This is a genomic window from Microbacterium helvum, from assembly GCF_014779795.1.
In the GTDB taxonomy this organism is placed as follows: Bacteria; Actinomycetota; Actinomycetes; order Actinomycetales; family Microbacteriaceae; genus Microbacterium; species Microbacterium helvum.
In genome coordinates, this window is sequence record NZ_JACXZS010000010.1 from 18,737 (window position 1) to 40,025 (window position 21,289).

Below are 21,289 nucleotides of genomic sequence, written 5' to 3' on the forward strand. Positions count from 1 at the left end.
ATAGCAAGCAACGCAGATTCCTCTCCCCCGTGAGGCGGATGCCACGACCCGCCCCGATCCGTACCGTTGAGACATGTCCGACCACTCGCCCGCTCGTCCGCTCCGGCGCACGCCGCCGACCTCGCGCGAGCTGCGGGGCGACGTCTGGCTCGCCGCCGCCCTCTTCGTCTCGGCCATCCTCAGCAGCGCGCTCGGCTCGGTCGCCGGCGTGTACGGCGGCGACGCCGCGGAGGGCATGCAATGGGCTCTGCTGTACGCGTTCGCCCTCACCGCCCCGCTCGCCGTCCGCCGCCGGTACCCCGAGGTAGTCGTCGTGGCCGTCGCGGTCGTGTTTTTCGTGGGGGTCACGTTCCGCATCCCCGACCTGTACGTCGGCAACGTCTCGATGTTCATCGCGATGTACACGGTCGGCGCCTGGGTCGACGATCGCCGCCGCGCGATGTGGGTGCGCGCGGGCGTCATCGTCGGCATGTTCGTGTGGCTGCTCGTCACGATGTTCCAGGCGGCGATCGACCCTTCCGACGACGCCCTCTCGAAGGCGGGGCTGTTCTCGCCGTTCGCGGCGATGCTGCTCATCCAGCTGCTCATCAACGCCGCGTTCTTCGGCGGCGCGTACTACATGGGCGATCGCGCGTACGGCGCCGCCTTGGAGAGAGCAGCGCTCGAAGAGCGCACGCACGAGCTCGAACGCGAGCGCGAGGTGACCGCCGCTCAGGCGGTCGCGCTGGACCGGGTGCGCATCGCACGCGAGCTGCACGATGTCGTCGCGCATCACGTGTCGGCGATGGGCGTGCAGGCGGGCGCGGCGAGGGCGGTGCTGGAGCGTGATCCGGATGCCGCCCGCACGGCGCTTCTCGGCGTCGAGGCGTCGGCGCGCTCGGCGCTGGTCGAGCTGCGACAGCTGCTCGAGACGCTGCGGACCTCTGCCGCCGACCCCGACGGCGGATCGACGGTGCATCTCTCGGCCCTGCCCGACCTCGTCGCGCACGCCAACGACAACGGCCTGCCCACCACCTTGACGATCGTCGGCGAGCCGGTGCCGCTGCCCGATCTCGTGCAGGTGAACGTGTACCGGATCGCACAGGAGGCCCTCACGAACGCGCGCCGCCATGGCGGACCGGACGCCACCGCCGACGTCCGCCTGCGTTACGGCGGCGAGGCCGTCGAGCTCGAGGTCGTCAACACCGGGCGCGCGGTGGCCGCGCCGATGCGTCCGGGACTCGGCCTGGTCGGCATGCGCGAGCGTGCCGCAGCCTCTGGCGGCGAGCTCGAGACCGGCTCGCGAACCCGCGGCGGTTTCCTGGTGCGCCTGCGGGTGCCGCTGGCCGCACACGCGGAGGCGGTCGCATGACCGCGCCGATCCGTGTGCTCCTCGTCGACGACCATGCCGTCATGCGAGCGGGCTTCCGCATGATCCTCGAATCCACCGGCGACATCGCCGTGGTCGGAGAAGCCGCTGACGGCGCTGCGGCGGTGGCTGCGGCATCCACTCTCCATCCCGACGTGATCTGCATGGACGTCCAGATGCCCGACATGGACGGGCTCGAGGCCACGCGCCGGATCGTCGGCGACGCGACGAGCGGGGCGGCGGTGGTCGTGGTGACGACGTTCGACCGTGACGACTACCTGTTCGACGCCCTCGCCGCGGGGGCGAGCGGGTTCCTGCTCAAGAACGCCGGCCCCGAGGAGCTCATCGCGGCCGTGCGCGTGGCAGCCGCCGGGGACGCGCTGCTCGCACCCGAGGTCACCCGGCGCGTGATCGCCCGGTTCGCCACGCCGCCCGCCCTTCGACAGGCTCAGGGAGCGAGCGCACCGAAGCCGGTCACGGAGCTCGTCGAAGCGCGCCCCGGCGTCGACCTCACCGACCGCGAGGCCGAGGTGCTGCAGCTCGTCGCACAGGCGATGAGCAACGCCGAGATCGCGCAGCGCCTGTACATCGGCGAGGCGACCGTCAAGACGCACGTGTCGAACGTGCTGCAGAAGCTCGGCGCGCGCGACCGCGTGGCCGCGGTGGTCTACGCGCACCGCCACGGCCTCGTCTGATCCCACGCTGCTCGGCAGTCACTTTGCACTGAGCCGCCGCCCGTCGGGCGCACGTTGTGACTGCGGAACAGTCGGCTCCGCAGTCACAACCTGCGCGCGATCCGCGTCGGGATAGCGAAAGGTGACTGCGGAGCCGGGGGACGATCCCCGCGCCCCGAGCCTACGAGGGGCTCAGGGCCGAGGCATCCACCCGAGATCGGTCAGGCCGCGACGGCGACCGGGGCGTAGCGCTCGATGAGGGCGGCGAAGGCCTCGAGGTAGGCGACCAGGAACTCGGCGGTCTGCTCGTTGGTGACCTCGCCGGTCTCGGTGAACAGACCCGGGGTGGTCTGCACGTACCCCTCGGGCTGACCCAGCGTCGGGGCGTTGAAGTGGCTGAGGATCGCCTTGAGGTGCTGCTGCGCGGCAGCGGTCGCGATCCCGCCGCCCGAGGTGCCGATGACGGCGGTGGGCTTGCCGTTGAACGAGCCCTGACCCCACGGGCGAGCGGCCCAGTCGAGGGCGTTCTTGAGCACGCCGGGGATGGAGCGGCTGTACTCGGGCGTGATGATGATGACGCCGTCGACGTCCTCGATGGCCTTCTTGAGGTCGCGCGCGACCTGCGGGTAGTCGGCGTCGAAATCGGGCGAGTAGAACGGGAGGTCCTTGATCGGGATCTCGACGAGCGTGGTGCCCTCGGGCGCGAGACGCTCGAGAGCCTTCGCGAGGCGGCGGTTGATCGAGGTCGACGAGATGCTGCCGACGATGTAGCCGATGGTCCGGTCGGTCATATGTCCTGCTCCTTGAAAACAAAAGGCGTCCCCGATGGGGATCCACCGTGGACGTTCCATCTCCATGCAAGCACATGGACCCGTGGTCTATTCCGACGTATGCAAAACGCCGACACACACCCTCGCCTCCGCCTGCGAACGCCCGTTCAACCCTGTTCACTTGCGCTGTTTGTACGTCAAATGCGCGTATCCGCGTACGTTCAGCGCAAGTGAAACCATTCAGGGTCCGCCGCGCGGCGGACGTGCGGGATCCCCCACAGGGGGGAGTCCGGGCGGGGTACGACTCCGTAGCCTCGAGTACGGGCAACCGAGAGGAGACAGGATGCTGCAGCTGAGCGGTGTCACCAAGAGCTACGGCGGACGCCGGGCGCTGGACGGAGTGTCGTTCGACGTGCGCCCGGGGCGGCTGACCGGCTTCGTCGGCGGCAACGGCGCCGGCAAGACCACGACCATGCGGATCGTGCTGGGGGTCCTCGCCAAGGACGCCGGCACCGTGACGCTCGACGACGCGGAGGTGACGGCATCCGATCGCCGCCGCTTCGGTTACATGCCCGAGGAGCGGGGGCTCTACCCGAAGATGAAGGTGCTCGAGCACATCGTCTACCTCGCGCGACTGCACGGCTTCTCGAAGGCGGATGCGACGACCCGCGCCCGCGCGCTGCTCGAGCGGCTGGGGCTCGGCGAGCGGCTGGACGACAACGTCGAGACGCTGTCGCTCGGCAACCAGCAGCGCGCTCAGATCGCCGCCGCGCTCGTGCACGACCCCGAGGTGCTGATCCTCGACGAGCCGTTCTCGGGCCTGGACCCGCTCGCGGTCGACGTCGTCGCCGGCGTGCTGCAGGAGCGCGCCCAGGCCGGCGCGGCGGTGCTGTTCTCGTCGCACCAGCTCGATGTCGTCGAGCGGCTGTGCGACGACCTCGTCATCATCGCCGGCGGCACGATCCGCGCGGCCGGCGCGCGTGACGCGCTGCGCGCCGAGCACTCCACGCGCCGCTTCGAGCTGGTGTCGGCGGGCGACGCCGGGTGGCTGCGCTCCGAGCCCGGGGTCGACGTCCTCGACTTCGACGGCGGGTACGCCGTGTTCGACGCCGACAGCGACGAGACCGCGCAGCGCGTGCTGCGCCGGGCGGTCGCACAGGGGGATGTCGCGAGCTTCTCGCCGCAGCATCCCTCTCTCGCACAGATCTTCAAGGAGGTCATCCAGTGAGCACAGCACCTCGCGCCGAGACTCAGGGTCTCGGTTACCCGCAGGCCATCTGGCTCGTCGCCGAGCGCGAGATCGCGTCGAAGCTGCGCAGCAAGGCGTTCGTGATCTCGACCGCCATCATGCTGCTGGTGGCGCTCGCGGGCGTCATCTGGGCCGGCTTCGCGGCGTCGAGCCAGACCGGCACGCCGGTCGCCGTGACCGCTGACGCGCAGCAGTACGTCGAGGGTCTTCCCGGCGTGGAGGTCACCGACGTCGCCGACAAGGCCGCCGCCGAGGCGCTCGTGAAGGACGGCACGGTCGACGCCGCGATCGTCGGGGACCCCGCTTCGCCGATGGGCTTCGCCGTGGTCGCCGACGACTCCGCGCCCACCCAGCTGCTGCTCACCCTGGCGCAGCTGCCCCCCGTCGAGCTGCTGAACCCCGAGGGCGGCGCCACGGCCGCGCTCGGCTACATCGCCGCGATCGGCTTCGGCATCGTGTTCCTGCTGGCCGCGTCGCTGTTCGGCAGCACGATCGCGCAGAGCGTCGTCGAAGAGAAGCAGACCCGCGTCGTCGAGCTGCTGATCTCGGCGATCCCGGTGCGGGCGCTGCTGGCCGGCAAGGTGATCGGCAACACCATCCTCGCGATGGGTCAGATCCTCGTGCTCGCCGCGATCGCGGTCATCGGCCTGACGGTCACGGACCAGACCGCGATGCTGCAGGGCCTCGGCGCGCCGATCGCCTGGTTCGCGATCTTCTTCCTGTTCGGGTTCATCCTGCTGGCGTCGCTGTTCGCCGCGGCGGCATCGATGGTCTCGCGTCAGGAAGACATCGGGTCGACCACGATGCCGATCACGATGCTGATCATGGCGCCGTACTTCCTGGTGATCTTCTTCAACGACAACCCGCTGGTGCTGACGATCATGTCGTACGTGCCGTTCTCGGCTCCCGTGGGCATGCCGATGCGCATCTTCCTCGGCCAGGCGCAGTGGTGGGAGCCGCTGGTGTCGCTCGTGATCCTGGTCGCGACGTGCATCGCCGCGATCCTCGTGGCCGCGCGGATCTACCAGAACTCGCTGCTGCGCATGGGCGGCCGCGTGAAGCTGTCCGAGGCGCTCGCCGGCTGACGCCGGTGGGGAGTGGATGCCGCAAGCTGTGCTTGCGGCATCCACCGTTCATACACTCCAGTCGACCACCTCGAGGCCGGGCACACGATCGAACTCGCGCCGGTTGTTCGTCACCACGGCGAGGCCGGCGGAACGCGCATGGCCGGCGATCAGTACGTCGTAGCCTCCGATCGGCGTACCCGTCATGGCCAGCTGCGCACGGATCTCTCCCGCGTGCTGCGCGGCCGCCGCATCGAAAGGGAGGATCCGAGCTAGCGCGAGGAACTGCTCCACCGCATGACGGTTCGCCGTCGGATCTGCCGACTTCTCAGCACCATAGGCGAGCTCGGACACGGTGATGGTCGAGACCGCCAGTCGGTCCGACTCGGCACGCAGGTGCGCGCGAAGGGGCCCATCTGTGCGGCGTAACGCGAAGATCACGATGTTCGTGTCGAGCAGGAATCGGTGCGTCACAGCGCACGCTCCTGCGGCTCGGGCTGCGCGCGCTCGTCGAGGAAGTCGGCCGTCACGCGCGCACCGTCGTCCCACCAGAAGTCGATGGCGCCCATCACGGGAGTGATCAGCCGCGCGTCACCGATCGCTGTGATCTCGACCTCTGCGATGTCGTCGGGCAGCGCCACCGGCTTCGGCAGCCGTACCGCCTGCGTCCGGTTCGACCGGAAGACCGTCGTTCGCACCATGGGAGCTCCTCGTATATCCGTTGCGTATATACAAGCTTATCCTCTCCGTCGGCGGCGGTGGGGACGATGCGGACCGCTGGGTCTGCCTTCGGACTGGGACCGCGCGAGTAGCCGCCCGCGCTCGCGGTGAACCTCACGCTGGGGCTGCGGGCGCCGACTCCTGCTGCCACCGCCGCGCCGACACGTCGACGGGACCGGCCACCGCGAGCGACCGCAGCCGTGCCGCGTAGACCGCGAGGCCCAGTGTGGTGACCAGGTAGATCACCGCCGCCTGGAGCGCGTACGCGGGGTAGTCGATGACCCACGGCGACGCGGTCGGGTCTGCGGGGAACGCAGGGTTGTCGTGCACGTACGGCACGGCCGAGCCGAGCGCATAGCCGGCGGTCTGGCCGGCGGCGTAGATGAGCATGAACAGCCCCAGGGCGAGCCATGCCTGAGCGCGCCGGCTGCGCCACACGCGGCGGGTCGCGCCGAGCGCCGTCCGCGGCTGCCACACGCCGGCGACCGGCGCCGCGAACGCGCTCATGACCGGGGCGAGTACCACCCCGGCGACGAGCATGACGAGCAGCGCGACGACTCCGATCATCAGCAGCGATTCGCTGCCGGCGCGGCTGCGCATCAGCTGGGGCACGAGCAGCAGCCCGAGCAGCGGCAGGCAGCCGACCAGGACTGCCGCCCAGATACGGGGGAACACGAGGCGTCGCATGAGGCCAGCCAACCGGCTCCCCCTGCCGGCCGGTATCGGGTGGACCCCCGTATCAGCGCTCGGGATCGCCGCGCCCGGCTGCGCTCACTCCCCCAGCATCTGCAGCGTCATCACGCCGACCGAGATCACGTTGCCCGCGGGGTCGCGGAACCACGCCATGTCGGGTCCGCCCATGAAGCCGCGCGAGATGCCCTTCTCGTCGGTGCCGTAGTCCGGATCGGTGTAGATCTTCGTGACGACGCCGCGCGCGTTGAGGTCGTCGACCGCCGCGTCGATGTCGTCGACCCCGAAGTTCAGGATCGTGAAGACCGCCGGCTCATGGTCTTCCTTCGGGTACACGAAGACGGTTCCCCCTGCGGGGAGCTTGAACGTGAACCCGCCGCCCATCTCCTCCCAGACGGTGACGTCGAGCCCCAGGGTGTCGCGATAGAAGGCCACGGCTTCGTCGATGTCGGGGACGGCGAAGCTCGAATACGCCTGTGCTGTGGTGAACATCTCATCCTCCCAGTGATCGTTCCCGACTCAACGATCCTCTTGCCCCGAGGGGCTGTCCAGAGGTGCCCGCGTGCTCCTTCGCAGCACCGGACACGCGGCGTAGACTCCCGGCATCCGCACGAACCATGACAGCGAAGCGACAGTCAACGGGCGGCAGGTTCCGCTCGCCGGCACGGTGCCGCACGCCACCGCGCTGGACTGGCTGCGGGCCGCAGGCTTCACCGGCGCCAAAGAGGGCTGCGCCGAGGGCGAGTGCGGCGCGTGCGCCGTGCTGCTGGCGACCGAGGGGCCTGACGGCCGCACCGCGTGGACTCCTGTGAACGCCTGTCTCGTGCCGGCGCACGCGCTCGACGGGCAAGAGGTCGTCACGGCGGAAGGCCTCGGCGCGCCCGATGCGCTGCACCCGGTGCAGCAGGCGCTCGCCGGAGCCGGCGGTTCGCAGTGCGGCTACTGCACGCCTGGCTTCGCGTGCGCCATGGCGGGCGAGTTCTACCGGCCCGGCCGAGAGCCCGCCGACCCCGCCGCGCCGGACGCTGCCGGCGCCTCGCCCGACACCGAGCACGGGCCGAACGGCTTCGACCTGCACGCGCTGAGCGGCAACCTGTGCCGGTGCACCGGGTACCGTCCGATCCGCGACGCCGCGTTCGCGCTCGGGATGCCGCAGCCCGGCGACCCCCTGAAGCGTCGTCTCGCCGGCGGCGCTCCGCCGCCCGCCGCCACCGACATCACGTCCGACGGCGCGCGCTTCGTGCGCCCCCGGACGCTCGCCGAGGCGCTGCGGCTGCTGCGCGACGAACCGGACGCCGTGCCCGTCGCGGGCTGCACCGACTGGGGCGTCGAGGTCAACCTGCGGGCCGCCCGTTCACCCCTCGTGCTCGCGATCGACCGGGTGCCCGAGCTGCGCGGCGTCACGGTCTCGGACGGAGTCGTCGAGATCGGCGCGGCCGTGACGCTCACCGACCTCGAACGGCAGCTCGCGGTCGACGTCCCGCTCGTCGGGCAGCTGCTCCCCCAGTTCGCCTCGCGTCTCATCCGCAACCGTGCCACGCTCGGCGGCAACCTCGGCACGGCGTCACCCATCGGCGACGCGGCACCGGCGCTGCTCGCCCTCGGCGCCACAGTGGTGCTCGCGTCCGCCGACGGCGGCGAGCGGGAGGTCGATCTCGCGGAGTACTTCACCGGCTACCGCACGACCGTCCGGCGTCCCGACGAGCTCATCAGGTCCATCCGCCTCCCCGCTGCGCCGGGCACGGACGCGAACCGTCGCGAACGGCTACAGGCGACCGAGAGGGTCAGCGGGTTCCACAAGGTCGCCAAGCGCCGATTCGACGACATCTCGTCGGTCGCCGTCGCGGTCGTGCTCGACCTCGAAGACGGCGTCGTCAGCGCGGCGCGCATCGGGCTCGGCGGCGTCGCGGCGACGCCGCTGCGGGCCCACGCCGCCGAGCAGGCGCTCATCGGACTCGCCTGGGACGCGCAGACGGCGGCGGCGGCATCCCTCGTCCTGCAGAGCGAGGGCACCCCGCTGAGCGATCATCGCGCGAGCGCCGAGTACCGCGCCCGCATGCTGGGCACCGCGCTGCTCGCACTGCAGGCGCGCAGCGCAGAGGGGGCACCGGCGTGAGCGGCCTGGCCGATCGCCCGCCCGATGCCGTGGTCGGGCGTCCGGTCGTGCACGAGAGCGCGGCGCTGCACGTCACCGGTGCCGCGCTGTACACCGACGACCTCGCCGCGCGCGCCCACGGCGTGCTGACGGCGTGGCCGGTCTCGTCGACATCGGCGCATGCCCTGGTGACACTCGACGTCGAACCGGCGTACGAGGTGCCCGGGGTGGTGCGGGTGCTGACGGCCGACGACGTCCCCGGCGTCAATGACGCCGGGGTGAAGCACGACGAGCCGCTGTTCCCGTCCGAGGCGATGTTCCACGGGCACGCGCTCGCGTGGGTGCTGGCCGAGACGATGGATGCCGCCCGCCAGGGCGCGGCGGCGGTGCGGGTGTCGTACGAGCAGCTGCCGTCGATCGTCACGGTGCGCGAGGCGATCGCCGCGGGTTCGTTCCAGGGAGCATCCCCGACCATCGAGCGCGGCGACGTGGACGCCGCTCTCGTGGACGCGGAGCACGTGTTCGAGGGTTCGATCGAGATCGGCGGGCAGGAGCACTTCTCGCTCGAGACGCACGCGGCCTTCGCGGTGCGCGAGCCGGACGGCCGGTACCTGATCGAGTGCTCGACGCAGCATCCGTCCGAGACGCAGGAGATCGTGGCGCACGTCCTCGGCATCCCCTCGAGCGAGGTGGCCGTGGAGTGCCTGCGCATGGGCGGCGGCTTCGGCGGGAAGGAGATGCAGCCGCACGGGTTCGCCGCGATCGCGGCGCTCGGGGCGAAGCTGACCGGCCGCCCGGTGCGGCTGCGGCTGAACCGCACGCAAGACATCACGATGACCGGCAAGCGCCACCCGTTCCTGCTGGAGTGGCGCGCGGGCTTCGACGCCGACGGCCGGCTGCAGGCGCTCGATACGACGCTGACCTCCGACGGCGGCTGGAGCCTCGACCTGTCGGAGCCGGTGCTCGGCCGCGCGCTCGCCCACGTCGACAACGCGTACGGGATCCCGAACGTCCGCGCCCACGGCCGCATCGCCAAGACCCACAAGCCGTCGAACACGGCCTTCCGCGGCTTCGGCGGCCCTCAGGGCGTGTTCGTGATCGAAGAGGTGCTCGGACGCGCGGCGCCGGCCCTCGGCATCCCTCCCCACGAGCTGCGGGCGCGCAACTTCTACCGTCCCGACGACACGACGCCGTACGGGCAGCCTGTGAAGGACGCCGAGCGCCTGCCCGCGATCTGGGCACAGCTGCGCGACGAGTGCGCATTCGATGCGCGCCAGGCCGAGGTCGACCGCTTCAACACCGCGCACGCCGACCGCAAGCGCGGGCTCGCGATGACACCGGTGAAATTCGGCATATCGTTCACCTTCACGTCGTTCAACCAGGGCGGCGCCCTCGTCATCGTCTACAAGGACGGCTCGGTGTTGATCACCCACGGCGGCACCGAGATGGGGCAGGGGCTGCACACCAAGATGATGCAGGTCGCCGCGACGGCACTCGGGGTTCCGCTCGAGGCGGTGCGGCTGGCGCCGACCCGCACCGACAAGGTGCCCAACACCTCTGCGACGGCGGCGTCGTCGAGCACCGACCTCAACGGCGGCGCGGTGAAGGCCGCGTGTGAAGAGATCCGCGACCGGCTCGCGGCGGTCGCCGGGCGGATGCTCGGGATCGACGAGCGCGACGTGCGGTTCTCGGGCGGAGTGGTGTCGGGGCTGGGCGACGGCCCGCGACTGACCTTCGCCGAGGTCGTCGGGGCCGCGTACCTGCAGCGCGTGCAGCTGTTCGCTGCCGGGTACTACCGCACCGACGGTCTGCACTGGGATGCCGCCCGCAACCAGGGCTCGCCGTTCAAGTACTTCGCGTACGGCGCCGCGGCCGCCGAGGTCGAGGTCGACGGCTTCACCGGCGCGCACCGGCTGCGCCGGGTCGACATCGTGCACGACGTCGGCGACTCGCTGTCGCCGCTGCTGGACATCGGCCAGATCGAGGGCGGCTTCGTGCAGGGCGTCGGCTGGCTCACGATGGAGGAGCTGCGGTGGGACGACGGCGACGGCCCCACCCGCGGCCGTTTGCAGACGCCGTCGGCGAGCACGTACAAGCTGCCGAGCTTCTCGGAGCTGCCGGACGAATTCCACGTGCGGCTGTTCGACGACGCCCGCGAGGACGGTGCCGTCTACGGCTCGAAGGCCGTCGGCGAGCCGCCGTTCCTGCTCGCCTTCAGCGCCCGCGAGGCCCTGCGCCAGGCCGTCGGGGCCTTCGGGCCGGAAGGGCGCACCGTCGAGCTCGGCTCGCCCGCGACCCCCGAGGCGGTGTTCTGGGCGATCGAGGCCGCGCGGGGCACACGTGAGGGAGAAGTGGATGCCGGCGGCCAGGGCATGAGGGAGACGACCGCGCCGGGGGCCGCCGAGCGACGGGAAGAAGCCACGCGGCCGGCGCGGCCTGCCGACGAGGGTGAGCCCGCGCGACCGACGGCTCCGCTCCCCGTCACGGAGTGAGGCCCGGCGTGGACTGGCTCGACGCGCTGCAGCGGCTGCGCGACGCCCGCACCCCGGCGGTCGTCGTGACGCTGGCGATGGTCCGCGGACATGCGCCGCGCAACGGCGGGGCCAAGCTGGTCGTCTCGCCCGACGCGGCGTTCGGGACGATCGGCGGCGGCAACCTCGAAGCCACCGCGGTGACTCGGGCGCGGACGATGCTCGACTCGGGAGCCGCCGAGCCGGAGCTGCTCACCCTCACACTGAGCGACAAGGCGGTGACCGAGTACGGCGTGCAATGCTGCGGCGGCGAGGTGACGCTGCTGCTCGAACCCGTGCGCGTCGTGCCGTCGGTCGCGGTGTTCGGGCTCGGCCATGTCGGGCTCGAGCTCGCCCGCATCCTGGCGCGTCAGCAGCTGTCGCTGCACCTCGTCGACTCGCGTGCCGAGATGCTCGCGCCCGAGCGGCTCGCGCCCCTCGCCGACGCGGTGGCGCAGGTGCACACGCATCTCGCGCCCGTGCCCGAGGCGGTGCTGCGCGAGGTGCCGGCCGGCACCCACGTGCTCGTCATGACCCACGACCACGCCGAAGACCTCGCGATCGTCGACCAGGCGCTGCGCACAGACGGCATCGGCTCGATCGGGCTGATCGGCTCGCGATCCAAGTGGGCCCGATTTCGGGTGCGGCTCCTGGATGCCGGACACCAAGAGGACGCGCTGGCCCGGGTGACGACGCCCATCGGGCTGCCCGGCCTCGCCGGCAAGCAGCCCGCGACCATTGCGGTGAGCGTGGCCGCCAGCATCCTCGAGCTCATCGAGCAGTCCGCCCCGGCCGGTCGTCCCCACCCGGTCGTCGAGCGAGCGGAGCGAGACGAAACGCCGTGAGCCGCCCGTCGGACCCGGCCCCGTCCGCGACGTAGCGAGGCGGCGGGTTCTCGAGAGCGGCCCACCGCGTTTCGTCTCCGCTCGTTCCTCGCTCCGCTCAACGACCAGGAATTGGTCGTTGAGCGAGCGGAGCGAGACGAAACGCCGTGAGCCGCCCGTCGGACCCGGCCCCGTCCGCGACGTACGCGTTCAGTACTCGATGCGGGTCGAGGTCCGGCGCCACTCCTCGAACGGGGCGACGCGCTGCATGCCGGGCAGCTCGATCGTCGTCACCGGCATGATCTCGGTATGACCGTCGAAGTAGCGGTAGAAGAGCGCGTCGTCGAAGCCCGCGGCGGCGGCATCCTCTCGGTCCGCGGCGAAGTAGACGCGCTCGATGCGCGCCCACAGCGCCGTGCCCAGGCACATCGGGCACGGCTCGCAGCTGGAGTAGAGCGTGGCGCCGCTCAGGTCGAAGGTGCCGAGGCCGCGGCACGCCCGACGGATCGCCGTGACCTCGGCATGCGCGGACGGGTCGAGGTCGGCCGTCACGCGGTTCACGCCCTCGAACACCTGGCCGTCGGCAGACACCACGAGGGCGCCGAACGGTCCGCCGTCATTGCGGACGTTCTCGGTCGCGATCTCGATGGCCCGCGCCAGGTGCTGCGCGGGCGCTCCGTCGGTGGAGGACATCAGGCCTCCACCCTACGAGCGCCGCCCCGCTCGCGCATCAACCGTCAGCGTTCGACGAGGATGCCGTCGGCATCCGCCCACACGTGACGCCCGGGTGCGAGCACGACACCCGCGATCGTCACGGGCACGTCCACCTCGCCGACGCCGGCCTTGGCGCTCTTGCGAGGGTTGGATCCCAGGGCCTTGACGCCGAGATCGAGATCCGCGATCGCCGCACGGTCGCGGATCGCACCGTGCACGATGAGACCCGCCCAGCCGTGCGCCACCGCGGACCCCGCGATGAGGTCGCCCACGAGCGCGGACTCCAGCGAGCCCCCGCCGTCGATCACGAGCACGGCACCGTCGCCCGGCGTGGCGAGCAGCTCCTTGACGAGCGCGTTGTCGCGGTGACACCGCACCGTGCGGATCGGGCCGTCGAAGGCGACGCGTCCACCGAGATCGTGGAACTGCAGCGCAACAGAGTCGAGCTCGTCGCCGCGCTCGTCGTACAGGTCTGCCGTGGCGATGGTCATGCGCCCAGGCTATGGCGGGATGCCGCCGACCGTTCGCGCGCCGGCGGCAGAAGTTCGCCCGGGATTCCGCGGCCGAGAAGTTCAGCGGGCCGCGGGCGGGTTGTCGTCGGGGTGGAACGCGCTGAAGAACGAGTACGTGTCGCCGTCGGCGTCGGGGCCGCGTTCCTTGAACTCGTTCACGAGCTCGTACAGCCGCCGCCCGAACTCCTCCTTGTGGGCGGCATTGACCTTGAGCCCCATCCACGTCACGTCGAGCTCGTCGTCGGGCACGCCCTGGATCTGCTGCAGGAACGTCTCGACGAGCACGGGCGAACCGCCGGGCATCGACGTGCGCCACGACAGTCCGGTCGCGCGGTATGGCACCTCGCGCGCGCCCTGCGCGCCGGTGCGTTCGGGCTCGGCGGCGAGATATCCGGTCTGCACGAGGGTGCGCACGTGGTGCAGCATCGTGCCCGGGTTCACGCCGAGCAGTTCGGCCAGCTCCTTGTTCGTGCGGGACTCGAAGGCGCACAGCCGCAGCACGCGCAACCGCAGCGGAGAGCTGAGCGCGCGCATGCGCGCCTCGGCCTCCGGGTCGCCGTAGTGCAGCTCGAGACGGTCCTCTGGTCCGGTCACGTGCCCAGCGTAGCGCCACTGATTGACAGAACTCAATCGGTGCCGCACACTGATTGGCATGTCCCAACCAGATGAGCCCCGCGCCGACGACGGCGCCCCCCAGGGGCTCGCGGCCGAAGCCCTCGCCGAAGCGCGGGCCGAGGCATCCAGCCCCATGGCCAGCCGGGTCGACGGCGCCGTCGAGGCGGATCAGGATGCCGCCGCCGGCGCGGCAGGCACCGACGTCGCGCAGCCCCACCACCCCAAGGGGTCGCTGTGGCGCGACCGCAACTTCCTCACGATGTGGACGGGTCAGGCGTTCAGCCAGTTCGGCTCGCAGATCACGACGGTGGCGCTGCCCGTCATCGCGGTCCTCCTGCTGGATGCCACCGAGTTCGAGATCGGCCTGCTCAATGCGGCCGAGGTCGCGGCATTCCTTCTCGTGGGGCTGCCCGCGGGTGCGTGGATCGACCGCATGCGCAAGCGGCACGTGATGATCTGGGCCGACGCGGTGCGTGCGGTCGCACTGGCGTCGATCCCCGTGCTGTGGGCGCTCGGCTGGCTGCATGTCTGGCAGCTGATGGCCGTCGGCCTCGTCATCGGCATCGCCACCGTGTTCTTCGATGTCTCGTACCAGAGCATCATCCCGTCGCTCGTCCGCCCCGATCAGATCGGCGAGGCGAACGGCAAGTTCGAGTCGACGCAGCAGATCGCCCACCTCGCCGGTCCGGCGATCGCGGGCTGGCTCGTCGCCGTCGTGACGGCTCCGATCGCGATCCTGGTCGACGCGGTGACGTACGCGATCTCGTTCCTCGCACTGCTGCGCACGCGCGACCACGAACAGCGTCGCGCTCCCGAGGACCACCAGCCGATCCTCACTGAGATCGGCGAGGGCCTGCGGTGGGTTTTCGGCAATCCGCTGCTGCGCCGGATCGTCGGCACCACGGCGGTGTCGAACTTCGCGAGCACGATGATGTTCACGATGCTGCCGATCTTCGTGCTGCGCCAGCTGGGATTCACACCCCAGGCCTACGGCATCATCTTCTCGCTGGGCGCCGTGGGCGGTCTGCTCGGCGCCATCGCCACACCCCGGATCGTCGCCCGCATCGGCGAGGCGCGCGCCATCCCGGTGAGTGCGATCGCGTTCAGCGTCTCGGGCGCCGCCGTGCCGCTCGCCGCGATCTTCCCCGCCGCGGCGTTCCCGCTGCTGGTGGTCCAGAGCTTCATCGCGAGCTTCACCGTGCTGCTCTACAACATCACGCAGGTCACGTTCCGCCAGCGCATCACCCCGCCCCGTCTGCTCGGACGCATGAACGCGTCGATCCGGTTCGTGGTGTGGGGCGTCATGCCGATCTCGGCCATCCTCGCGGGCATCCTCGGCCAGTCGCTGGGCGTCGTCCCGACCCTGTGGATCGCGGCGGTGATCGAACTCGCGTCCGCGCTGTTCGTCGTGGTCGGCCCGTTCTGGACCATGCGCGACCTGCCGGCCGCACCGTCGGAACCGGCGACCGCCTGACCGAGCCAGGATGCTCCCCACGCCCTCTCCACGCGTCGCTCCGCGCCGCGCGGAGCCTCGGGGCGCGTGGGCCCACGGCCCGCCGTGCAGGGGCGGGCCGAGGCATCCGCTTCTCCCGCACCGGCGGTAACCCACCATCCGACATCACGCAATCCCGGTGCGACGGCAGGCCACGGCGTGCTTAGGTTGCTCCATGACGGCCCGCATCGTGTCGATCGGAACGGCGGTTCCTCCCACCGAGCTCCGACAGGATGCGGTGCGCGACCTCTTCGGGGTGCAGCAGGGCATCGACCGGCTGGCGCAGCGACGCATCCGCGCGGTGTTCGACGCGGCCGACATCGAGCGGCGGCACACGGTGCTCGCGGAGCTGGCGGCGCCCGGCACCGCCCCCGCGCGCGGCCGCCCCCGGTTCGTCGACGCGAGCGGCACGATCCTCTCCCCCACGACCGGCGAACGGAACGACCTCTACATCGCGGTCGCGCCCGACCTGGCCGCCCGCGCAGCGCGCAACGCTTTCGCGGGCAGTGGGCTCGATCCCTCGGCCGTCACGCATGTCGTCACGGTGTCGTGCACGGGCCTGTTCGCCCCCGGCCTCGACCATCGACTGGTGCGCGACCTCGGCCTGGCGCCGACCGTCGAGCGCTGCCACCTCGGGTTCATCGGCTGCGCGGCGGCGCTGCCGGCGCTGCGGGTCGCGGCGGCGCTGGCGGGGACGCGTCCGGATGCCGTCGTCCTGGTCGTCTGCGTGGAGCTGTGCTCGCTGCACCTGCGGGCTTCGAGCGACCCGCAGCAGATCGTGGCGGCATCCGTCTTCGCGGACGGCGCCGCCGCCGCCGTCGTCACCGCCGATGCCGCGACGGGGCGGCCCGGCGGCCTCGAGCTGGGCCGCTCCGGCTCGGCGCTCACCAGCGAGGGCGAGACCGACATGGTCTGGACCATCGGCGATCACGGCTTCGAGATGGTGCTGTCGGCCGAGGTGCCGCGCATCATCGGGCGCGAGATCCGCGGGGCCGTCAGCCGGTTCCTCGGCGATGACGTCCCGGACGCATGGGCCGTGCACCCCGGCGGCCGCAGCGTGCTGGATCGGGTCGAGACCGGACTGGGCCTGCCGCCCGCGGCGCTCGCCGCATCGCGGCGCGTGCTGCGCGAGTACGGCAACATGTCGAGCGCGACGATCCTGTTCATCCTCGAGTCGCTGCTGCGCGACGACGGCGTGGGCGACGGGGCGCGGGTCGCCGCACTGGCCTTCGGACCGGGCCTCACCGTCGAGTCGGCGCTGCTCACCCGGCGGCGTCCGCAGGCGGCCCCGCCGATGCGCTCGAGTGTCGCGCTGGCGGCATCCGCGTGAGCCTCGCCGTCCGCGACGACGAGCTCGCGGAGATCATGGACGACCCGGCCTGCGACGGCCGGATGCTGGAGGCCACCCTGCGCCGGTTCGGAACGATCAACCGCCTGGTGTCGGGCTGGGGCGCGGTGTACCGCCTACGCCTGCGCCCGCACCTCGCGGAACTCGGCCGACCGGCGCGCGTGCTCGACATCGGATCGGGCGGCGGCGACCTGATCGCCCGGCTGGCCGCGGCTGCACAGCGTGACGGCCTCGACGTCGCGTGGACCGGCATCGACCCCGACCCCCGTGCGCACGCCGTCGCGGCGGCGCGCGGGCCCCTCCCCGGCGTGACCTTCCGCTGCACGGACGCCGCCGCACTGGTCCACGAGGGTGCGACATACGACGCGGTGGTGTCGAACCACGTGCTCCACCACCTGGGCGGCTCCCTGCCCGCCTTCGCCGACGAGTCGCTCGCGCTGTCGCGCGGCATCGTGCTGCACAGCGACATCGCCCGGTCCCGACGCGCGTACGCCCTGTATGCGGTGGGGATCACCCCGTTCGCGCCCGGAACGTTCCTGCGCACGGACGGACTGCGGTCGATCCGCCGCAGCTACACGCGCGCCGAGCTCGCCGAGACGCTGCAGCACGCACGGCCGGACGCGTGGACGGTCGAGTCTCCTGCTCCGTTCCGGGTCCTTGCGATCGGTCGCGGCCGTGCGTGACGTCACGGTCGTGGGCGCCGGTCCGGTCGGGATGCTGCTCGCCGGCGAACTGGCCCGCCGCGGCGTCGACGTCGAACTGCTGGAGCGCCGGCCGGTGGCCGGCGAGGCCACCCGGGCCATCGGCATCCACTCCCCCGTCCTGGCCGCCCTCGAGCCGTCGGGCGTCACCGAGCGCCTGCTCGCCGACGCGGTGCGGGTGCGACGCGGCGAGGCGCGCAGCCGCGGCCGCCTGCTGGGCACGGTGCGGTTCGACGCCCTCGCCGCACGGTTCCCGTTCGTGGCGACGCTGCCGCAGTCGCGCACCGAGGCCGTGCTCGCCGCGGGCGCACCCGAGCCCCTGCGCGGGGCCCACGTGACGGCGGTGATCCCCCGCCCTGACGCCGTCGTCGTGCGGTCGCAACTGCTCGGCCGGATCATCGAGTCCGAGAGCCGCCTGGTCGTGGTCGCCGCGGGAACCGGCGGGCGAGACCTCGTGTACCGCGGTGGCGCCGTGCGCCCGCACGAATACCGGGACCGGTATCTGATGACGGATGCCGTCACGCCGGGGCGCGACGACGACGCGGTCGCGGTGGTCCATCTCGATGCCGGCGGGGTGCTGGAATCCTTCCCGCTGCCCGGCGGCCGACGTCGGTTCGTGGCGTGGGACGCCCCCGGTGGCGACGACGACGCGGAGGCGCGCACGGATCGCCTGCGCGCCGCGCTCGCGCGCCGCGGCGAGGCGGAGGCAGCCGCCGCGGTGACAGGCGCGACATCGTTCGGCGTGCGCCGGGTCGTCGCGCCGAGCCTGCGCAACGGCCGCATCCTCGCGATCGGCGACATCGCGCACGAGGTCAGCCCGATCGGCGGGCAGGGCATGAACCTCGGGCTGCTGGATGCCGTCACCCTCGCGCCGCTCCTCGCGTCCTGGGTCGCCGCCCACCAGGCGCCCGATGCGGAGCTGGGGCGATGGGAGGCGCGCCGGGTCCGCTCCGCCCGGCGCGCAGCGGCACTGGCGTACGCGAACACGGCGCTGGGACGACCGACGGGCGCATTCGACGTCGTCCGCCGCGGCGTCGTCCGCACGATGCTGGCGCCGCCCACCGGCGGCCTCTTCGCCCGCGCGTACGCCATGGGCTTCGACGCCGACGCCTGACGCCCGCCCCGCCGCACGGCCGCGCGCTCCGTGATCACGACACGCGGCATCCACTCGCCCGAACCCGCACGACGTGACCAGCGAAGCCCGGGAGGCTCAGGCGACCAGAGCGCTGCCGGACGCCACGAGCTGCGCCGCGAGCAGCAGCGCGGCCAGCATCACGAGCCGGAACAGCGCGCGCGACGGCGGTCGCACGATCGCCCGCCACGCGGTCACGGCCGCCACCACGACGACCGCCGCGAAGAACACCCATGACACGGGCGACACGGCGGAGAGGTCACCGCCCGCCGCCCCGACCAGCACCGCGACGGCGCCGCCCACCACCGCGATCGCTGCGATCACCGCTGACGCGCGCGGCCCGAGCCGGTGCGGCAGCCCTCTCACGCCCGTCCGGGCGTCGTCGTCGAGGTCGGGCAGCACGTTCGTCAGATGCACGGCGGCACCGAGTGCCGCCCCGGCGACCCACGCCCACCACGACGCGAACGCGGGGTCGGGCGCCGACAGCGTCGCGAGCGACGGGAAGACACCGAAGCTCACGAGGAACGGCGCGATCGACCAGGGGGTCGACTTGAGCCCGGCGTTGTACGCGAGCGCCGAGCCGAGAGCCAGCGCATGGGCCGCCAGCATCCACCATCCCACCAGGCACGACAGCACCAGCGCCGCCGCCAGCAGGCCCGCCGCGGCAGCCCACGCGACGCCGAGCGGGGCATCGCCGCGCGCGAGCGGCTTGTCGGTGCGCCCGACCTCGCGGTCGCGGCCGGCGTCGAAGGCATCGTTCGAGACGCCCACCGACAGCTGCCCGCAGAACACCGCCGCCGTCAGCACCGTGAGGCGCCACGGCTCCAGACCGGTCGCGATGCCGAGCGCGAGCGCGAGCGCCGTGACGACGAGCGTCGGCCCCGGATGCGATGAGCCCCACAGGGCGCGGACGGTGCGCACGCGTCGATGCTCTCACGCGGCCCGGCGGGTGTTCAGGGCAGCACGATGTCGAAGTCCGGGTCGCCCGGGTCCAGCACGCCGACGAGGGTCGACAGGATGCTCCCGTCGCCGTCCATCACGACACCCGGAGAAGCGGTGTCTCCGCGGACGAGTCCGAGGAAGCGCCGGACCGTCAGACGGACGTGCAGCGGCGACTCCGGCGACGGCCGACGCTCGACGTAGATCAGCACCCCGTTGCGCAGCGTCACGTGCAGGGATCGTCCGAGTTCGGTGAAGGTGATGTCGAAGGCCAGGTCCAGATGCCATGCACGCGGCCCGTCGACGGTGATGGCGATCGCGTCGAGCAGCTGCTCCGGCGTGAGCTGCGCCATGACGGCCCCCGCGTTCGCGGAGACCGGGGTGCCGAAGCCGCCATCGCGCAGCTCTTTCGCCCCCGAGAGGAAGAAGTTGCGCCACGGTCCGTTCTCGGCGCCGTAGGCCAGCTGTTCGAACGTGGCGGCCAGCAGCTCGCGTGCCGCCGCGTCGTCGGGGTCGGCGAATACCGCATGGTCGAGGAGCGTCGCGGCCCAGCGGAGATCGCCCGCCTCGTAGGCCTGCCGCGCGAGCTCGACGACGCGGGCGGCGCCGCCGATCGCCTCGACGTACCGCGTCGCGAGCGCCTGCGGCGGATGCGGCCACAGTCGGGCGGGATTGCCGTCGAACCACCCCATGTACCGCTGGTAGATGCCCTTGACGTTGTGGCTCACCGAGCCGTAGTAGCCCCGCGTGCTCCACGAGTTCTCCAGCGCCGGCGGCAGCTCGATCGCTTCGGCGATCTCGGCGCCGTTCATGCCCTTGTTGAGCAGCCGGAGCGTCTGATCGTGCAGGTACGCGTACACGTCGCGCTGCACGGACAGGAACTCGCGGACCTCGTCCTGACCCCACGTCGGCCAGTGGTGCGACGCGAAGAGCACGTCGGTGCGGTCGCCGTACCGCTCGATCGCCTCGGTCAGGTACTGCGACCACACGTGCGGATCGCGGATGAGGGCGCCGCGAAGGGTGATCAGATTGTGCAGCGTGTGGGTGGCGTTCTCGGCCATGCACAGCGCGCGGAACTGCGGCAGGTGGAAGTGCATCTCGGCGGGGGCCTCGGTGCCCGGCGCCATCTGGAACTCGAACTCGACCCCGTCCAGGGTGAGCGTCTCGCCCGTCTCGCCCACCAGGATCGTCGGCACGACGATCCCGATCTGCCCCCGCGCCGTCGTCTGCCCGAGGCCCGCGCCCACCTGACCGTGCGGGCCGCGCTCGAGCGCGGCCCCGTACATGTAGCCCGATCGCCGCGACATCGCCGTTCCCGCGTACACGTTCTCCGAGACCGCGTGCTCGAGATACCCCTCCGGCGCGATGACCTGCACCTCGCCGGCGTCGACCTGCTCCTGCGAGACGATGCCCAGCACGCCCCCGAAGTGGTCGACGTGGCTGTGGGTGTGGATGACGGCGACGACCGGGCGGTCCCCGCGATGCCGGCGGTACAGCTCCCACGCGGCCCGCGCGGTCTCGGCGACCAGCAGCGGGTCGACGACGATCACGCCGGTGCGCCCTTCGATGAACGACACGACCGACAGGTCGAATCCGCGGACCTGGTAGATGCCCTCCACGACCTCGAACAGACCGTGCCGCGCGACCAGCTTCGACTGCCGCCACAGGCTCGGGTGCACCGTGCTCGGCGCATCGCCCTGGACGAAGTCGTAGGCCCCGGCGTCCCAGACGATCCCGCCGGCGTCGTCGCGGATCACCGGATCGTCCAGCGTGCCGAGGAAGCCGCGGTCGGCGGCGGCGAAATCGGTCTCGTCGTCGAAGGGCAGCTGACGGAGCGCCGCGGCGTGTGCGTCGAGGATGGATGCCTCGGCGTCGTGGTGGTGCATCGGTTC

21 protein-coding genes are annotated in these 21,289 nt (G+C 71.9%); 11 read left to right on the forward strand and 10 right to left on the reverse strand.

Features of this window, described 5'->3' with window-relative positions; all coding sequences use genetic code 11:
- Positions 1-73: 73 nt before the first annotated feature.
- On the forward strand, positions 74-1,351 hold the full coding sequence (locus IF188_RS14690) for a sensor histidine kinase (protein ID WP_191172557.1): 1,278 nt from the start codon (positions 74-76) through the stop codon (positions 1,349-1,351).
- Positions 1,348-2,043 (forward strand): response regulator, encoded by a 696-nt coding sequence (locus IF188_RS14695; RefSeq protein WP_191172558.1) that lies wholly within the window; start codon positions 1,348-1,350, stop codon positions 2,041-2,043. Before IF188_RS14690 ends, IF188_RS14695 begins: the two co-directional genes overlap by 4 nt.
- Positions 2,044-2,243: 200 nt before the next feature.
- Here IF188_RS14695 and IF188_RS14700 read toward each other — a convergent pair whose 3' ends face one another.
- A complete protein-coding gene (locus tag IF188_RS14700) occupies positions 2,244-2,813 on the reverse strand; it encodes an NADPH-dependent FMN reductase (protein ID WP_191172559.1) in 570 nt (189 codons plus the stop codon).
- A 322-nt stretch (positions 2,814-3,135) separates the two neighbouring features.
- On the opposite strand from IF188_RS14700, the gene IF188_RS14705 reads away from it, so the two are divergent.
- On the forward strand, positions 3,136-4,020 hold the full coding sequence (locus tag IF188_RS14705; protein ID WP_191172560.1) for an ABC transporter ATP-binding protein: 885 nt from the start codon (positions 3,136-3,138) through the stop codon (positions 4,018-4,020).
- Positions 4,017-5,126 carry an ABC transporter permease gene (locus tag IF188_RS14710; protein WP_191172561.1) on the forward strand — a complete coding sequence of 370 codons (1,110 nt, stop codon included), beginning with the start codon at positions 4,017-4,019 and terminating at the stop codon, positions 5,124-5,126. Before IF188_RS14705 ends, IF188_RS14710 begins: the two co-directional genes overlap by 4 nt.
- A 48-nt stretch (positions 5,127-5,174) precedes the next feature.
- Here IF188_RS14710 and vapC read toward each other — a convergent pair whose 3' ends face one another.
- From vapC to IF188_RS14730, 4 genes are all read right to left on the reverse strand, one after another.
- Positions 5,175-5,654: a type II toxin-antitoxin system tRNA(fMet)-specific endonuclease VapC gene (vapC, locus tag IF188_RS14715; protein WP_318152889.1), complete on the reverse strand. Its 480-nt coding sequence runs from the start codon at positions 5,652-5,654 to the stop codon at positions 5,175-5,177.
- On the reverse strand, positions 5,576-5,806 hold the full coding sequence (vapB, locus tag IF188_RS14720) for a type II toxin-antitoxin system VapB family antitoxin (RefSeq protein WP_224751918.1): 231 nt from the start codon (positions 5,804-5,806) through the stop codon (positions 5,576-5,578). Before vapB ends, vapC begins: the two co-directional genes overlap by 79 nt.
- A 133-nt stretch (positions 5,807-5,939) precedes the next feature.
- Complete coding sequence (locus IF188_RS14725; RefSeq protein ID WP_191172563.1) at positions 5,940-6,512, reverse strand: hypothetical protein; 573 nt, start codon at positions 6,510-6,512, stop codon at positions 5,940-5,942.
- Between the two features lie 84 nt (positions 6,513-6,596).
- Positions 6,597-7,007 carry a VOC family protein gene (locus tag IF188_RS14730; protein ID WP_191172564.1) on the reverse strand — a complete coding sequence of 137 codons (411 nt, stop codon included), beginning with the start codon at positions 7,005-7,007 and terminating at the stop codon, positions 6,597-6,599.
- Positions 7,008-7,119: 112 nt separating this feature from the next.
- Here IF188_RS14730 and IF188_RS14735 point away from each other — a divergent pair, with 112 nt between their 5' ends.
- Genes IF188_RS14735 through xdhC form a run of 3 tightly spaced genes read left to right on the forward strand, consistent with a single transcriptional unit; the run spans position 7,120 to position 11,965 of the window.
- Complete coding sequence (locus IF188_RS14735) at positions 7,120-8,631, forward strand: xanthine dehydrogenase small subunit (RefSeq protein WP_191172697.1); 1,512 nt, start codon at positions 7,120-7,122, stop codon at positions 8,629-8,631.
- Positions 8,628-11,102 (forward strand): xanthine dehydrogenase molybdopterin binding subunit, encoded by a 2,475-nt coding sequence (gene xdhB / locus IF188_RS14740; RefSeq protein ID WP_191172565.1) that lies wholly within the window; start codon positions 8,628-8,630, stop codon positions 11,100-11,102. Before IF188_RS14735 ends, xdhB begins: the two co-directional genes overlap by 4 nt.
- 8 nt (positions 11,103-11,110) lie before the next feature.
- Positions 11,111-11,965 carry a xanthine dehydrogenase accessory protein XdhC gene (gene xdhC / locus IF188_RS14745; protein WP_191172566.1) on the forward strand — a complete coding sequence of 285 codons (855 nt, stop codon included), beginning with the start codon at positions 11,111-11,113 and terminating at the stop codon, positions 11,963-11,965.
- A 189-nt stretch (positions 11,966-12,154) separates the two neighbouring features.
- Here the strand turns inward: xdhC and IF188_RS14750 are convergent, their stop codons facing one another.
- The 3 genes from IF188_RS14750 to IF188_RS14760 all read right to left on the reverse strand — a co-directional run bounded on the left by IF188_RS14750 (position 12,155) and on the right by IF188_RS14760 (position 13,764).
- The gene (locus IF188_RS14750; RefSeq protein WP_191172567.1) at positions 12,155-12,637 is read right to left on the reverse strand and encodes a nucleoside deaminase; all 483 of its coding nucleotides are present in this window, start codon (positions 12,635-12,637) and stop codon (positions 12,155-12,157) included.
- Positions 12,638-12,681: 44 nt separating this feature from the next.
- Positions 12,682-13,149: a ribonuclease E activity regulator RraA gene (gene rraA / locus IF188_RS14755; protein WP_191172568.1), complete on the reverse strand. Its 468-nt coding sequence runs from the start codon at positions 13,147-13,149 to the stop codon at positions 12,682-12,684.
- 81 nt (positions 13,150-13,230) lie between these two features.
- Entirely contained in the window at positions 13,231-13,764 is a 534-nt protein-coding gene (locus IF188_RS14760; protein ID WP_191172569.1) for a helix-turn-helix domain-containing protein, read from the reverse strand.
- 58 nt (positions 13,765-13,822) lie between these two features.
- Here IF188_RS14760 and IF188_RS14765 point away from each other — a divergent pair, with 58 nt between their 5' ends.
- From IF188_RS14765 to IF188_RS14780, 4 genes are all read left to right on the forward strand, one after another.
- Entirely contained in the window at positions 13,823-15,259 is a 1,437-nt protein-coding gene (locus tag IF188_RS14765; protein WP_191172570.1) for an MFS transporter, read from the forward strand.
- Positions 15,260-15,452: 193 nt separating this feature from the next.
- The gene (locus IF188_RS14770; protein ID WP_191172571.1) at positions 15,453-16,607 is read left to right on the forward strand and encodes a type III polyketide synthase; all 1,155 of its coding nucleotides are present in this window, start codon (positions 15,453-15,455) and stop codon (positions 16,605-16,607) included.
- A complete protein-coding gene (locus tag IF188_RS14775; RefSeq protein ID WP_191172572.1) occupies positions 16,604-17,308 on the forward strand; it encodes a methyltransferase domain-containing protein in 705 nt (234 codons plus the stop codon). The genes IF188_RS14770 and IF188_RS14775 overlap by 4 nt, the downstream gene beginning before the upstream one ends.
- On the forward strand, positions 17,301-18,440 hold the full coding sequence (locus IF188_RS14780) for an FAD-dependent oxidoreductase (protein WP_191172573.1): 1,140 nt from the start codon (positions 17,301-17,303) through the stop codon (positions 18,438-18,440). The genes IF188_RS14775 and IF188_RS14780 overlap by 8 nt, the downstream gene beginning before the upstream one ends.
- A 96-nt stretch (positions 18,441-18,536) precedes the next feature.
- Here the strand turns inward: IF188_RS14780 and IF188_RS14785 are convergent, their stop codons facing one another.
- Positions 18,537-19,379: a UbiA family prenyltransferase gene (locus IF188_RS14785; protein ID WP_191172574.1), complete on the reverse strand. Its 843-nt coding sequence runs from the start codon at positions 19,377-19,379 to the stop codon at positions 18,537-18,539.
- Between the two features lie 32 nt (positions 19,380-19,411).
- Positions 19,412-21,283 carry an alkyl/aryl-sulfatase gene (locus tag IF188_RS14790; protein ID WP_191172575.1) on the reverse strand — a complete coding sequence of 624 codons (1,872 nt, stop codon included), beginning with the start codon at positions 21,281-21,283 and terminating at the stop codon, positions 19,412-19,414.
- Positions 21,284-21,289: the final 6 nt, after the last annotated feature.

Bases quoted from the DNA above. Each gene is read 5' to 3' on its own strand.
- vapB (WP_224751918.1), bottom strand. From the start codon at position 5,806: ATGGTGCGAACGACGGTCTTCCGGTCGAACCGGACGCAGGCGGTACGG.
- IF188_RS14725 (WP_191172563.1), bottom strand. From the start codon at position 6,512: ATGCGACGCCTCGTGTTCCCCCGTATCTGGGCGGCAGTCCTGGTCGGC.
- IF188_RS14690 (WP_191172557.1), top strand. From the start codon at position 74: ATGTCCGACCACTCGCCCGCTCGTCCGCTCCGGCGCACGCCGCCGACC.
- IF188_RS14700 (WP_191172559.1), bottom strand. From the start codon at position 2,813: ATGACCGACCGGACCATCGGCTACATCGTCGGCAGCATCTCGTCGACC.
- IF188_RS14695 (WP_191172558.1), top strand. From the start codon at position 1,348: ATGACCGCGCCGATCCGTGTGCTCCTCGTCGACGACCATGCCGTCATG.
- IF188_RS14730 (WP_191172564.1), bottom strand. From the start codon at position 7,007: ATGTTCACCACAGCACAGGCGTATTCGAGCTTCGCCGTCCCCGACATC.
- IF188_RS14765 (WP_191172570.1), top strand. From the start codon at position 13,823: ATGTCCCAACCAGATGAGCCCCGCGCCGACGACGGCGCCCCCCAGGGG.
- rraA (WP_191172568.1), bottom strand. From the start codon at position 13,149: ATGACCATCGCCACGGCAGACCTGTACGACGAGCGCGGCGACGAGCTC.
- IF188_RS14750 (WP_191172567.1), bottom strand. From the start codon at position 12,637: ATGTCCTCCACCGACGGAGCGCCCGCGCAGCACCTGGCGCGGGCCATC.
- IF188_RS14705 (WP_191172560.1), top strand. From the start codon at position 3,136: ATGCTGCAGCTGAGCGGTGTCACCAAGAGCTACGGCGGACGCCGGGCG.
- IF188_RS14790 (WP_191172575.1), bottom strand. From the start codon at position 21,283: ATGCACCACCACGACGCCGAGGCATCCATCCTCGACGCACACGCCGCG.
- IF188_RS14770 (WP_191172571.1), top strand. From the start codon at position 15,453: ATGACGGCCCGCATCGTGTCGATCGGAACGGCGGTTCCTCCCACCGAG.